This is a genomic window from Rhodanobacter humi (assembly GCF_041107455.1).
Lineage (GTDB): Bacteria > Pseudomonadota > Gammaproteobacteria > Xanthomonadales > Rhodanobacteraceae > Rhodanobacter_A.
This window is the reverse complement of record NZ_JBGBPY010000001.1, coordinates 536631-550214: the sequence shown is the minus strand read 5'-3', so window position 1 is coordinate 550214 and position 13584 is coordinate 536631. Positions and strand designations below refer to the sequence as shown.

At 68.1% G+C, this 13584-nt stretch carries 9 protein-coding genes; 3 read left to right on the top strand and 6 right to left on the bottom strand.

Annotated elements, in window-relative coordinates; all coding sequences use genetic code 11:
* Nucleotides 1–35: 35 nt before the first annotated feature.
* Genes AB7878_RS02570 through AB7878_RS02560 form a run of 3 tightly spaced genes read right to left on the bottom strand, consistent with a single transcriptional unit; the run spans nucleotide 36 to nucleotide 6986 of the window.
* Nucleotides 36–2303 (bottom strand): beta-glucosidase, encoded by a 2268-nt coding sequence (locus AB7878_RS02570; RefSeq protein ID WP_369492854.1) that lies wholly within the window; start codon nucleotides 2301–2303, stop codon nucleotides 36–38.
* 40 nt (nucleotides 2304–2343) lie between these two features.
* Nucleotides 2344–3666: a hypothetical protein gene (locus tag AB7878_RS02565; RefSeq protein WP_369492853.1), complete on the bottom strand. Its 1323-nt coding sequence runs from the start codon at nucleotides 3664–3666 to the stop codon at nucleotides 2344–2346.
* Between the two features lie 50 nt (nucleotides 3667–3716).
* Nucleotides 3717–6986, bottom strand: coding sequence for a TonB-dependent receptor (locus AB7878_RS02560; protein WP_369492852.1), 3270 nt, complete (start codon nucleotides 6984–6986; stop codon nucleotides 3717–3719).
* 223 nt (nucleotides 6987–7209) lie between these two features.
* Between AB7878_RS02560 and AB7878_RS02555 the strand changes: the two genes are divergently transcribed.
* Both AB7878_RS02555 and AB7878_RS02550 read left to right on the top strand, forming a co-directional pair.
* The gene (locus tag AB7878_RS02555; RefSeq protein ID WP_369492851.1) at nucleotides 7210–8223 is read left to right on the top strand and encodes a LacI family DNA-binding transcriptional regulator; all 1014 of its coding nucleotides are present in this window, start codon (nucleotides 7210–7212) and stop codon (nucleotides 8221–8223) included.
* Nucleotides 8224–8315: 92 nt separating this feature from the next.
* A complete protein-coding gene (locus tag AB7878_RS02550) occupies nucleotides 8316–9587 on the top strand; it encodes an MFS transporter (protein ID WP_369492850.1) in 1272 nt (423 codons plus the stop codon).
* A 146-nt stretch (nucleotides 9588–9733) separates the two neighbouring features.
* On the opposite strand, the gene AB7878_RS02545 is transcribed toward AB7878_RS02550, so the two are convergent.
* Nucleotides 9734–10423 (bottom strand): DsbA family oxidoreductase, encoded by a 690-nt coding sequence (locus AB7878_RS02545; protein WP_369492849.1) that lies wholly within the window; start codon nucleotides 10421–10423, stop codon nucleotides 9734–9736.
* Between the two features lie 131 nt (nucleotides 10424–10554).
* Here AB7878_RS02545 and AB7878_RS02540 point away from each other — a divergent pair, with 131 nt between their 5' ends.
* Nucleotides 10555–11499 carry a hypothetical protein gene (locus AB7878_RS02540; RefSeq protein WP_369492848.1) on the top strand — a complete coding sequence of 315 codons (945 nt, stop codon included), beginning with the start codon at nucleotides 10555–10557 and terminating at the stop codon, nucleotides 11497–11499.
* 69 nt (nucleotides 11500–11568) lie between these two features.
* Here the strand turns inward: AB7878_RS02540 and AB7878_RS02535 are convergent, their stop codons facing one another.
* Both AB7878_RS02535 and AB7878_RS02530 read right to left on the bottom strand, forming a co-directional pair.
* On the bottom strand, nucleotides 11569–13074 hold the full coding sequence (locus AB7878_RS02535) for an amidohydrolase family protein (protein WP_369492847.1): 1506 nt from the start codon (nucleotides 13072–13074) through the stop codon (nucleotides 11569–11571).
* A gap of 107 nt (nucleotides 13075–13181) precedes the next feature.
* Entirely contained in the window at nucleotides 13182–13562 is a 381-nt protein-coding gene (locus AB7878_RS02530) for a YidH family protein (RefSeq protein WP_369492846.1), read from the bottom strand.
* Between the last annotated feature and the right edge of the window lie 22 nt (nucleotides 13563–13584).

Below are 13584 nucleotides of genomic sequence, written 5' to 3'. Positions count from 1 at the left end.
GCCCGCGGCATGTTGCAGGCGTGTCGCGGTACGCGTCACAGCGTGCGGTCGGCCACGCAGGGTTGCGGCACGCCAGCCGGCGACGCATCCGCTGCCCAGGCCGCCGCTGCCAGCGTCAGCTTGCTTTCGCCCTGGAACGACGTCGCCGAATGCCCCAGCTGCAACTGGTAGTCGCCGGCCGGTTGCTGCCAGCGCTGGCTCTTGCCGTCGAAGTCCACCAGCAGGCGCGGGTCGGCGTTGACCGTGAGGTGCACGGACTGGCCGGGCTTCAGGCTGACGCGACACCAGCCGGCCAGTCGCCGCACCCGGTTGGAGCCGGGCAGGGTCACGTAGAGCTGCGGCACGTCCACGCCCGCGCGCGCGCCGCGGTTGGTGACGGTGAACGAGGCGGTGACCTTGCCGTTCGCCACGTGGGGCACGAAACTGCTGTAGTCGAAGTGCGTGTAGGTGAGCCCGTAGCCGAACGGGAACAGCGGTTCGAGCTGCTTGCGCTGGTACCAGCGGTAACCCACGTCGGCGCCTTCGATGTTGTAGTCCACGTCCTGCGCCGGCTGGCCTTGCGGCGGCAGGCCGATGGCGGCGAGGCCGGCGCCGGGGATGGCCGGGCGCGGCAGTTGCGATTCGTCGCGCGGCCAGGTCACCGGCAGGCGGCCGGAGGGATCGACTTCGCCGTACAGCAGCCGCGCGATGGCCTCGCCACCGGCCGCGCCGGGATACCACGCTTCCAGCACCGCGCCCACCCGGTCGAGCCACGGCATCGCGACCGGGCCGTTGTTCTCCAGCACCACGATGGTGTGCGGGTTGGCCTTGGCCACGGCTTCCACCAGCGCGTCCTGGTTGCCCGGCAGGGCGAGGTGCGGCACGTCGAAACTTTCCGCCGCCCACTGTTCGACGAACACCACGGCCACCTTGGCCTGCGCGGCCAGCTTCGCGGCGGCGGCGATGTCCTCGCCGCTGGCATAGCTCACCGTGCCGTGCGCGCGTTGCTGGATGGCGGCCAGCGGTGCGGACGGCTGGTAGATGCGCGGCCCCGGCCACTCCGTGGGCGCAAGGCCGGGCACCGCGTTGCCCTGCGGCGACTGCACCGCCGAGGAACCGCCGCCGGTCAGCACGCCCTTGTCGGCATGGCCGCCGATCACCGCCACGGACTGCGCGGCGGACAACGGCAGCAGCGCATCCTGGTTGCGCAGCAGCACCGCGCCGGCCTCTTCGGCGCGCTGCGCCACCTTGCGGTCGGCGGCGAAGTCGATAGTCGACTGCGTGGCCGGATGGTCCATCACGCCGGCCGCGAACAGGCTGCGCAGGATGCGCTGCGCCATGTCGTCGATGCGCGACTGCGGCACTTCGCCGGAAGCCACCGCGGCACGCAGCGGCTGGTCGAAGTACACCTCCTTGTCGAAGGTCTCGCCGGCCGATTCCTGGTCCAGCCCGGCCAGCGCGGATTTCGCGCCGCTGTGCACCGCGCCCCAGTCCGACATCACGAAGCCGGGGTAGTGCCAGTCGTGCTTCAGCACCTGGTTGAGCAGCCAGTCGTCCTCGCAGGCGTAGACCGCGTTGATGCGGTTGTAGGAGCACATCACCGAGCCGGGCTTGCCGGTGGCGATGGCGATCTCGAAGGCGAGCAGGTCGGACTCGCGCGCGGCGGCGCGGTCGATGTTCGCGCTCAGCGTGGTGCGGTCGGTTTCCAGGTCGTTGAGCGCGTAGTGCTTGATGGTGGAGACGAGGTGCTGGCTCTGGATGCCGGCGATGGCGTTGCCGGCGATCAGGCCGGCCAGCAGCGGATCCTCGCCCGCGTATTCGAAATTGCGGCCGTTGCGCGGATCGCGCACCAGGTCCACGCCGCCGGCCAGCATCACGTTGAAGCCGCGGCGGTGCGCTTCGCTGGCTATCATCGCGCCGCCGGCGTAAGCCACCGCCGGATCGAAACTGGCCGCGGTGGCCAGGCCCGAGGGCAGGGCGGTGGCGCCGAGCTTGTGCGGCTTGGCCACGCCCAGACCCGCGTCGCTTTCCTGGATGGCCGGCAGGCCCAGCCGCGCGATCGCCGGGCCATAGCCGGCGGAACCCAGCGCGCCCGGCGCCATGACGTGGCCGTTCTCGGTGTCGCCGAAGTCGACGCGGATCAGGCGGAACTTCTCGTCCTGCGTCATCGCTTTCAGCACCAGCTCGGCGCGCTGGTCCGGCGACAGCTTCGGGTTCATCCACGGGCGTGCATCGCCGCTCGCGTTCGCGGTTGCGCAGGTCCCGCCGAATGCCAGCAGGGCGACGCCGATCAAGGAAGCAATGCGGGTCTTGTGAAGTGCCATGACGTTCCCTTCGTTTTTGCGGAACAGGTTGGAAGCATGCTCATCGCGGGTGCCGGATGGCAAGCGCGCGATTCGGCAGGTAGGGGTTGCGGTTCGACGCGGCGATCACCGCCCATGCCGTCGCGGCGAGGCATGGCCGGTGGTAGTACCAGGCGTACAACGCCACGACGCGCGGCTGGGGCGTGGCGTACAGGAACCCGCCCGGCGAGGCCTGTTGCGCGATCGACGCGAACAGCAAGTCGGCCCTGGCCTCGTCGCCGACCCATCGCCAGGCGAGCGCGGCTTGTGCGGTGCCTTCCGTCCACATGCCGTCACGGGCGTCGGTGAAGGCGAAGCCACCCTTGACCGCATGCATGCGCTCGACCCAGTCCAGCGCACGCCGCCAGGCCTTCGGCGCGTCCGGCAGGAGCTGCGCCCAGAGCTGCACGTCGAGCGCGGACGGCGAGCGCAGCGGCGTCGTGCCGTCGCCCTCGGTGCCCGTCCAGAAATGCCCGCTTGCGGTATCCCATTGCAGCGCGACGAAATCGCGGGCGCGCCGTGCCTGCGCGTTCCAGTCGCCACCGGGCGCGGAGATCCGGGTCAGCCACGCGAACATCGCGGCAAGGTCGATGTTGTGCTCGGTCGATTTCCACGACGCCTTGCGCGGCACCAGCAGGTAGGACTCGACGCCGCCATGGAAGCCGGCCGCGCCATGCGCGTCCGATGCATGGGCGACGACCCAGTCGGCGAGATGCACGGCGGCATCGCGCCAGCGCGTCTCGCCGGTGGCGTCATGCAGCGCCAGCAGCGCCAGTGCGGTCCATGCGACGTTCCCGCACGACGTGCCGTCCTGGTACGCGCCGGAATACTCGTGCGCGGCATCGACCCATTGCTTCCGCTGCGCATCCCGCCAACCGTTCGGCAACGGCTTGTCGCCTTCGACGACGCCGGCGCGATACGCATCGCGCAGACGCGTGTCGTGCATGGCCGCGCGCCGCAATGCCTCGCCGATGCGCTCCGCCTGTGGCCGCCTGCCGCACGCGAGCAGGGCGATGACGGCGAGCGCATTGTCGTAGGTGAATGCCGCCGAGTGCAGCGGCGGCAGGGCGGGTGCGCCTTGCCCGCGCCGGCTGTCGTAGCTGCGCAACAGGACGGGGGCGTTCCCCGGCGGTGCATCGACGCGCGAGGCGATGGCGTTGCAGCCCGCATGGGCGATGGCCTCGATGCGGGGCGCCGCGGAAGCCGCGGTTGTCGTCGTTGTCGCATGCACTGGCGACGCCGCGCACGCGATGGACAGCAGGCAGGCGAACAAGGCCGCCATTCCCGCCTTCGCGGGAATGGCGGCAATCGGGGAGATCGTCGAGCTGCCGTTCCATGCCGCCATGGCACGTGGTCCGGCATGCGCCATGGCGGGAGCCTGTTGCACGCGCCCGGTCAGAAGTCCGCGCGCAGGCTGAGGTTGTAGCGGGTGTCGTCGCGGAAGAAGCCCTTGGGCACGGTGGTGCCGTTGGTGTCGATGATTTCGCGGCTCTTGAACGTCGAGTTCAACAGGTTGGCCACCTGCAGCGCCACCTTGACGTGGTCGTTGAGCGAGTAGATCAGCGAACCGTCCAGCCGGCCCTGGGAGGCGGCCATGACCGGCAGGAAGGGATAATCCGCCTCCTGGCCGGTGATGAGGAACTGCGAGCGCCAGTTCCACGCCAGGCGTGCCGACAGCGGGCCTTTTTCGTAATACGCGGTGAAGTTGAAGGTATCGCGGGACAGTTCGCCTGGTGGCAGCTTGAGCTGGTTGACGCACTGCGTAGCCGGCAGATACGTGGCGGGGCAGTAGTTGACCACGCCGAAGGCCAGTCCATGCGGCTTGATGTAGGTGTAGTTGGTCTGCACGCCGAAGCCGGACAGCCAACCAGGCAGGAAATCGAATTTCTGCTGGTAGGCCAGTTCCGCCCCGCCCACGCTGCCCTTCTGGTTGAGGTTGGCCAGGCCCGCCGTGTACTGCTCCGGATAGGTCACGCCGTTGTTCGTCACCGTGGTGTTCACCACGTTGGTGATGTACTGGATGGTGTGGTTCAACTGCTTCCAGAACAGCATGCCGGTCAGCGAACCGGCGTTGCCGAAATACCACTCCTGACTCAGGTCGAAATTGTGCGCAGTGATGGGCCTGAGGTAGGGGTTCGTGCCGTTATAGCCGTTGCCCACCGTGGGCTCGGTGCTGCCATTGGTGCCGTAAGGCAGCAGCCCGCTGATCGACTGGCCCGCCTCCAGCTGGTTGAGCGCCGGTCGGAAGATCGACTCGGAGAATGCGAAACGGGTGATGAGGTCGTCCGTCCAGCCGATCGCCAGATTGAAGCTGGGCAGCCAGTTGCCGTAGCCGCTGCTGGCCGTTATCGGACTGTACCCGCCGTTGGCGAAGGTCACGTATTGCTGCTGCTGCGCCGAGGTGAGCGCGCAGAACGTGCCTGGTGAGGCCGGTTGGGTGCCGTTCTTCGTTACGCCCAGGCAGTACTCCGGGACGCTGGCGTTGCCGAGGGCCTGTCTCATGTCCGGCAGCAGCAGGTAGCCCGAGGCATCGTCCTGGGTATGCACGTAGCGCACGCCGATGTTGCCGCTGATTTGCAGGCCGCTCAGGAAATCCATGTTGCTGTTGCTGAAGTTCAGGCGCAGATAGGTGGCGTTGGTCTTCTCCCCGTTGGAGGAGATTTCCTGCGGCAGATAATGCGTGCCCGGCACGAAGGTATAGCCGTACTGGTCCCGTTCGTAGTTGGTGTAGTAGGGACTCCACCAGCTCCAGCCCGGGTTGATGGCCAGCGACTGCTGGTTGATCTGCTTCATCGCGGCGACGGATTGCCAGAATTGCGACTGCGGGTTCAGGTTGAAGAAGGGCGCGACCACGCCGAAATCGCCGTTGCCGAAGGCCGGCAGGTTGACGTGGTACGGGGAAACGTTGCCGGGGGTGTCGGCGGCAGTGACCGCCAGTCCCGGCCCGCCGGCGTAAGGCGTGCTGATGTCCCAGAAGTAGCTGTACGGCGAGGAATACAGCGTTTCTTTCTGGTCGCTGTGCCGGAAGCCGAACTGGATGTTGTCCAGCGGCCCCTTGTCCACGTCGAAGCTGCCGTCCAGGCGGAAGGCGCGCTGGTTGCCCCAGGACTTCTCCTGGTGATCCTGTGCCGCTGACCAATAGGTGTTGTTGGGGTTGGCGAAATACTGGGCCGTCGTTTCGTTGGGATCGGGCGCCAACAGTTTGATCGTGGGTACGCCGTTGCCGTGCGTGGCGATGTACCAGTTGGCCTGGGTCATCTGGCGAATGTAGTAGTACGAATCCGAGTAATCGGAATGGGTGTCTTGCGCGTCCAGGCTCAAGTGCAGCCGATCATTGACGTTCCACTTCAGGTTGAAGGCGTAGTCGTTGGTCACGTAACGCCGCTTGAAGCCGGCGGTATCCAGCTGCGTCGGCACGCCGCCATAGGTGAGCGGCAGGAAGGTCGATGCGGCCGGATCGCCCGAAATGGTGCCGGACTGGAATACGCCGTTGGCGTCGTACACCGGCGTGGTGCCCGCCAGCGGCACGGCACAGCCAGCCAGCGTCTGGCCGTTGCAACCATCCGTCGATGCCTGCAGGGTGTGCTCGAAGGTGGTCTCGGAGTCCGATGCCCGATTCCATGTCAGCGCGGCTTGCCAGGTCTTGTCCGGGCTTTCCCATTGCAGGGCCAGCGCATGGCCGAAGCGCGTGCTTGTTTCGTCCTGGTGGCGAAGGTCGCCGCCGACCGGCACGTAGCGATATTCGCCCGGCGCAAGACCGGGAAAGGCGTCGGTTCTGCCGCCCGGCAGGTCGCAGCCATTGCAGCGTCGTTGGTAATCGACCACGGAAATCGCATTGTCGGTCTGGTCGATGCGGTCGTAGGCCACGTTCGCGAGGAAACCGAAGCGGCCGATATCGGTACTCCAGTTGTGGCTGAACAGGCCGGCGATCTGCGGCGTGCCCCGCTTGGCCAGGTCGCCCCAATAGTCGCCGAGGGTGACGGAGGCCTGGGTGTCCTTGTTGCTGTCGAAGGGCATGCGCGTGTGCAGGTCGATCGAGCCGGCGATGCCGCCCTCGATCATGTCCGCCGTCTGGTTCTTGCTCACCACCACCGAGCCGATCAATTCCGGCGATACCGTGGCGAAGTTCAGCCCTTGGCCGCCGCCGGCGGAGAACACCTCGCGGCCGTTGAACAGCGTGCTGGTGTAGGGCAGGCCCTGCAGGCTGATGTCCGAACCCTGGATCGAGAAGTGGTCCGGGTCGGCGGCGATGCCGAACGCGCTGACGGCCACGCCCGGCACGCGCTGCAAGGCCTCGGTTACCGACAGGTCGGGCAGCGAGCCGGCGTCCTGCGCCGAGATCGCATCGACCACGGTGTCGGCGTAGCGCTTGATGTCCTGCGCGCGATTCAAGCTGGACGAGAAGCCGTTGACGGTCATGCCGGTGAGCTGCTTCGCCTCCTTCTCGTTCGCCGTCGTGGAGGCATTCTTCTTTTTCGCCGCGGCCTTCGAATCCTTCGTGGTGGCCGGTGCGGTCTGCGCGGCCTGGTCGGTGTCCTGTGGCGCGGGCTGCGCGGCTTGTGCATGCGACGGCCCGGCCGCGAACAACGTCATCGCGATCGCAAAAGGCAGCAGGCGCAGCTGGCCGGCGTTGCGCGCATGCGGATGCATGGATGGCTTCTTCACTTCGGTATCTCCCCAGTGTCGAGTGAGTGCCCGGTCGACGCGACCCTTCTCCCCTGCGTCGCGGGCTCTTGCGCCATCGCACGCTAGTCAAATGTACAAGCGCTGTCAATAGAAAATACCAGCGCTGGTACTTTTGAGTGGGGCGGGCGGAATCCGGATGGTTGCGCGCCTTCCGCTTGGGGTAGCATGGGCGCTGCAAGCCATACGGGGGCCGGATCTGCACATGCCTGCGAGAATCGAAGACGTCGCTGCGCATGCCGGCGTGTCCACCAAGACGGTGTCCCGCGTGCTCAACGGCTATGCGAGCGTGCGCGCCAAGCTGCGCACGCGGATCGAAGCTTCGATCCGCGCGCTCAACTACGTGCCGAACGCGTCCGCACGCAGCCTGGCGGGGAACCGCTCGTACCTGGTCGCGCTGCTGTACGACAACCCGATGGCCGGCTCCAGCTACACCATGGAGGTGATCGTGGGCGTGCTGCAGGCGTGCAAGGGGACGCCGTACAACGCGGTGCTGCACCCCTTCGACGCGGCGGACGACCTGGCCGCGCGGATCGACGGCTTCGTGGCGACGCACCGGCCCGACGCGCTGGTGCTGGTGCCGCCGCATGCGAACAATGCCGAGTTGCTGCAGCGACTCGACGAGCTGGACATTCCGTACTCGACGATTTCCTCCCGGTTGCGCCAGTCGCGCATCGACGTCGGCTTCGACGAGCGCAGGGCGGCGGCCGAGATCGTCGAGCACCTGGTCTCGCTCGGGCATCGGCGGATCGGCCACATCGCCGGGCTGAAGGGGCACGGCGCGCGCACCTGGCGGCTCAGCGGCTATCGCGATGCGCTGCGCAAGGCCGGCATCGCGTACGACGAGTCGCTGGTGGTGGACGGGGATTTCGCTTTCGCGTCGGGCGTGGCCGGCGCCAGGACGCTGCTCGACAGGCGGCGCCCCCCCACGGCGATCTTCGCCGCAAACGACGACATGGCTTGCGGCGCGATGCGCGAGGCCTACGAACGCGGGCTGGCGATTCCCGGCGACCTGTCGGTATGCGGCTTCGACGGCACGCCGGTATCGCAGCTGGTGTCGCCCGGCCTGACCACGGTGCACCAGCCGTGCCGCGAGCTCGGTTGCCTGGCCGTCCAGAACGTATTGCAGTCGATCCGCGAGTCCGTCGTGCCCCAGCAGTCGCGCGTGCCTTACCGGGTGCATTTGCGCGCATCCACGGCCGCGCCCGGGAAACCGTAGTATTCGCCCTGTGCCGGCGCCGGGTTCGCCGAGAGCCTGGCGCGCGGACCCACGGGGTGGAGACGGTGATCGACGACAAGGCTGAAGCTGCGATGCGCGGGCTTCCCGTGCCGGCCGGTGCGCACGCGGGTGCGGCGCCGCACCTGCGCCGCGCCGGCTGGCCGTTCATCGTGATTTACGGCATGGCCTACACGGGCCTGTGGATGGCGCTGCTTCCGCCCATCCTGCTGGGTCTGGCGATGCGCGTGCGCGTGATCGCGCCGGCGCACGCGACCGGCAGCCTGTCGCTGGTGGTGGGCGTGGGCGCGCTGATGGCGCTGTTCGGCAACCCGTTCTTCGGTCGCCTGTCGGATCGCACGACTTCGCGTTTCGGCATGCGCCGGCCCTGGCTGGTCGTCGGCGCCCTGGGGGGAGCGGCGGGGCTGGCGATGATCGCGACGGCCGCGTCGGTTCCGCAGCTCCTGCTGGGCTGGTGCGTCACGCAGCTTGCCTGCAACGCGCAACTCGCCGCGCTGGCGGCGATCCTCGCCGACCAGATCCCGGCGTCGCAGCGCGGCACGGTGTCCGGCATCGTGAACATCAGCCTGCCGCTGGGCATGACGGGGGGCACCTTCCTGGTGGAGGCCCTCGCGGATTCCACGCTCGCGATGTTCCTGGTGCCGGCGGCGATTGCACTGGCTGCGGCGCTACTGCTGGCCTGGGTGCTGCCTGATCATCGATTGGCCGCGGCCCGGCGGCCACGCTACGGGTGGCGCGAGTTCCTGGGCAGCTTCTGGATCAATCCGCTGCGTTTCCCCGATTTCTCCTGGGCCTGGAGCAGCCGATTCCTGCTTTACGCCGGGGTCTCGCTGCTGATGACCTACCAGGAGTTCTACCTGATCGGCCAGCTGGGCTGCGCGCCCGCCGAGGTGCCGCGCCGGATCTTCCTGTCCACCCTGGTGCAGTCCTGCGCGGTGGCGGTCTCCAGTGTGCTGGGCGGCGGCTTGTCCGATGCCCTCGGGCGACGCAAGGTCTTCGTGTCCGGCGCCGCACTGCTCTATGCGCTGGCCCTGCTGGCGATCGCCTTCGCCGCCTCGTATCCCTGGTTCCTCGCGGCGATGGCGCTTGCCGGCGTCGCGCAGGGCGTGTACCTGGCGGCCGACCTCGCGCTGGTGACCGACGTGCTGCCGGAGCGCGAAACCCATGCGGCCAGGAACCTGGGCATCTTCAATATCGCCAGCGTGCTGCCGCAGTCGCTGATGCCGGCGATCGCCCCGGGCATCCTGTCCGCGAGCGGCGGGAGTTATGCGGTGCTGTTCGTCGTGGCGGCGATCCTGGTCGCGCTGGGCGCCTGGGCCATCCTGCCGGTGCGCGGGGTGCGCTGAGGATATTCCACGCCGTCTTCCGGCCGCCGTTCGCTCGAGGCCGTCGTCGATTCACTGCAGCAGGCGCAGCGTGCGACCGGCTTCGACCGGCGTCGCGTGGACGCGCTGCCGGTCGACAAGCTGCCGCGGATCATGCGGCAACGCGGCTACCGTGTTTCGCGCACGCCGCCCGCGCCGGTGGCCTGCTCCGCAATCTCCCGCAACGCGCGTTCGAACACTTCCGGCGGCTGTCCGCCCGAGATCAGATGCGTGCCGTTGACGATGGTGGCCGGCACGGAATGGATGCCGGCCTGCTGGAAGCGCCGTTCCTGCGCACGCACTTCGTCGGCGTACTCGCCGCTGTCCAGCACGCGGCGTGCTTCGCCGGCATCGAGGCCGGCATCTCCGGCGATGCGGACGAGCACGTCGTGGTCGGAAACGTTCTCGCCGTCGCTGAAGTAGGCGCGCAGCAGCGCCTGCTTCAGTGCCAGCGCACGTGCGCCGTCCTGCAAGCCGGCCCAGTGCAGCAGCCGGTGCGCGTCGAAGGTGTTCCAGACGCGGCTGCCGCGGTGCACGTTGTAGGCGAAGCCGAGCGCCGCGGCGCGCTCGCGGATCGCCGCGCGGTTGGCATCCATCCGCGCCTCGTCGATGCCGTACTTGCGCATGATGTGCTCGCCGGCGTCCTCGCCTTCAGCCGCCATCTGCGGATTCAGCTCGAACGGTTGCAGGTGGATGTCCGTGCGCACCGCGCCGTCGAGCTTCGCCAGCGCCTGTTGCAGGCTGGCGAGCCCGACCGCGCACCACGGGCAGGCGACGTCGGAGACGAAATCGATGCGGAGCGGGGCGTGGGAAGTCATGGGCGATCCAGGGGCGGGTTCGGATGCCCATGATGTGGAGGCGGAGGCGCGCATCTCAATCGCGCGGCGCGGGCGCCGGTCAGCCGGGTCCGAACGACCCGGTGCGCACCGCGCCCTCGCGGACGTAACGGTTGATCAGTACGCCGCTGGGCGCGGCCTTCGATGCGGGGCGGGGGAATCGACTACGGCCGGGGGTTGTGGATTGCCTTGGCGTGCGGGACCGACCGGATGTCGATTTCCCCCTGCGCCGTTCGTCGTTGGGACGGTTCGCCCACGGGTGCCTTTGCCCGGGCGCGATCCGGGTTCGGTCCGATGAGCGTCGGATCTTCATGGTGCCTGTGCGATCCATTCGGGAGACAGAGATGAAGCGAAATGTCGTCCGCCCAAAGATTTGCATGATGCTGGGCTTGTTCTTGACGGTAGCCGTTGTCGGAAGTTCGACAGCCAAGGGTGTGCAGCACGCCTATCCAAGCATGGCGCCGCTGTCGCAATACCTGATGGCGGACCGCAATGCGGAGATCGCGCTGGCGCGCAGCGCGGCGCCCAAGGCGATTTCCGGGGACGCCACGATCCTGGTGCTCGGGCCGCATGGCTACGTCACGGCGGTCGAGGGCAAGAACGGTTTCGTGTGCCTGGTCGACCGCTCTTGGACGGCGCAGTTCGATTTCCCGGAATTCTGGAATCCCAGGTTGCGCGGGCCGATGTGCCTCAACCCGCAGGCGGCACGCTCGATCCTGCCGATCACCTTCAAGCGGACCGAGCTGGCACTCGCCGGAAAATCCAGGGAACAGATCATGGACGGCATGAAGGCCGCCGTCGCCGCGAAGCAGTTGCCACCGCTGGAGCCCGGCGCGATGTGCTACATGATGTCGAAGCAGGGCTACCTGAATGACGACGCGGGGCACTGGATGCCGCACCTGATGTTTTACGTTTCGCGCGGAGCAGATTGGGGTGCCGACGTGCCGGGTTCGCCGGTCATGCGGAACCCGCAGTTCCACGACGGGGTGGTGGCGGTGCAGGTGCTGATGATCCCAGCCGCGAAGTGGTCCGATGGGACACCCGCGCCGGCGATGTAGGCGATCCCGGAAACCCGGGTCACGCCGCTGCGCGGTCCCGCCGGGGCCGCGCAGCGCCTGCGGCCAGCCTCAGTATTCGCCGTAGCGCCCCTGCACGGATTGCAGCAGCGCTTGCGAGTCGTAGCCGACGCCATCCTTGAACACGGTCTCGACGTGCTCGATGTCGTCGATGTGCTGCGAAGGATCGCCCTTCACCACGACCAGGTCGGCGTCCTTGCCCGCGGCGATCGAGCCGATGCGGTCCTGCAGGCCGAGGTAGAGCGCGCCGTTCCAGCTGGCGATGCGGATCGCCTGTGCGGGCGTGAAGCCTTCCTCCACCAGCAGTTCCACTTCGCGCAGGTCGCCGAAGCCGGGTACCACGCCGCCGTTGCCGGTAGGGTCGGGGCCGGCCAGCAGCAGGCCGCCTGCGGCGGCGAATGCGCGTTCCATCGCCATGCCGTGGCGGAACGTGAGGCCGCGTTTCTGCGCCTCACCCGGTGGCAAGGCGTCCGTGCGCTCACGCAACAGCAGGTAGTCGTGCTTGGCCTGCGGGCTCAGCGTGGCCATCGCCTGCGGCCACAGCGGCGCGTGGTGCGGCACCATCTGTTCGAACACCGGCAGGGTCGAAGTGACGGCGACGTGGTGCGCCACGAGGTCGTGGATCAGGCTCCTGGCGTCGCTGCCCTGCGGGTCCATCGCACGCAGCGTGGCGAGGCCGTCGGACTCGGTGCACTGGTCCGGCGCCTTGCCGGGGTCGTGCTCGGTGTTGACGAAGAAACCGTGCTCGAGGTCGTCGATGCCGATCGCGGCGGCTTCGCGGTAGGTGACCGCGCACAGGTGGCCGGTGACCTTCAGCCCCAGGCGGTGCGCCTCGTCCACCGCGGCCTGCAGTTCGGCGCGGGTGAGGTCCATGTAGGCCTTGAACGAGGTGACGCCCTGTTTCGCCCAGAACGCCACGGTTTCCTTCGCGTCCTCGGGGTCGCGGATGGGGTGCATCTGGATGAAGGGCGAGTTCGCGCCTTCCAGGTACGGCCCGGTGACGTCCATGTGCGGGCCGGGCAGTTTGCCTTGGTCGATGTCGTGCTTGAGGTTGAGGTCGGTGTACGGCTCGACGCTGCCGGTGGTACGCAAGGTGGTGACGCCCATGGCGAGGTACAGCCGCGGCGCCGAGTACGCCATCTCTGGCACGATCAGCGGCGGATCGCTGTGCAGCTTGCCGTCCTGCTCGCCAAGGTTCGGCCGCGCGATGTAGAACAGGTGGTCGTGCATGCCGACCAGGCCCGGGAACACGGTGCGGCCGGAAAGGTCGATACGCTTGGCGTCGGCGGGTATCGGCAGGCCGTCGGCGCCCACGGCCGCGATCTTGCCGTGCTCGATCAGGATCGTCTGGTTCGCGCGCGCGGGCGCGCCGCTGCCGTCGATCACGCGCACGTGCAACAGCGCGACCACGGGCGCATCCACCTTGACGAACGGCTGCACCGCCTTGCCGGGCGCTGCAGCCTGCGGCAACACGATGGGTGCGAGATCGCGGGTCGCGGCGCAGGCCGCGCCCGCACCGATCAACAAGGCTGCCGCAAGCGCTATCGCATGTCGCATGGCTCCCCTCCAATCAGCATGGCTGTTTGAACGTCCGGCCCCGGGCCCCGCCGATCACTGTAGCGCTGTGGAGGGAAGGGTGCCGGCTTGCCCGCTCCGGCACCGCATCACTGCAGGCTGGTGAGCTGGTAACCCACGTACAGCACGAGGAACAGCGCCAGCGCGACCAGCAATGCCGTCAGCACGCGTTCGACTGCGGAGCCGCGGTAGGAGGCTTCGGTTTCGCTCTGGATCAGCCGGCAATTGCGGTAGAAGCTGCGGGTGGCCAGCAGGATCAGCACGGCGCCGAGCAGGATCATGCCCAGACCCAGCCATTCCGAAGCGCGCATGTGCAGGCCGTTGCCGAGCACCGCGCCGCGTGTCGTGTAGACGAGGAACACGTCGAAGCGCTCGATCAGGAAACCGAAGCCCATCAGCGAGATCGCCGTGCGGATCCAGGCGAGGTAGGTGCGCTCGTTGGCGGAGAAGTCGCTGAAGTGGGGAATCATGGAGGCGGCTCGCGCGGAAGGC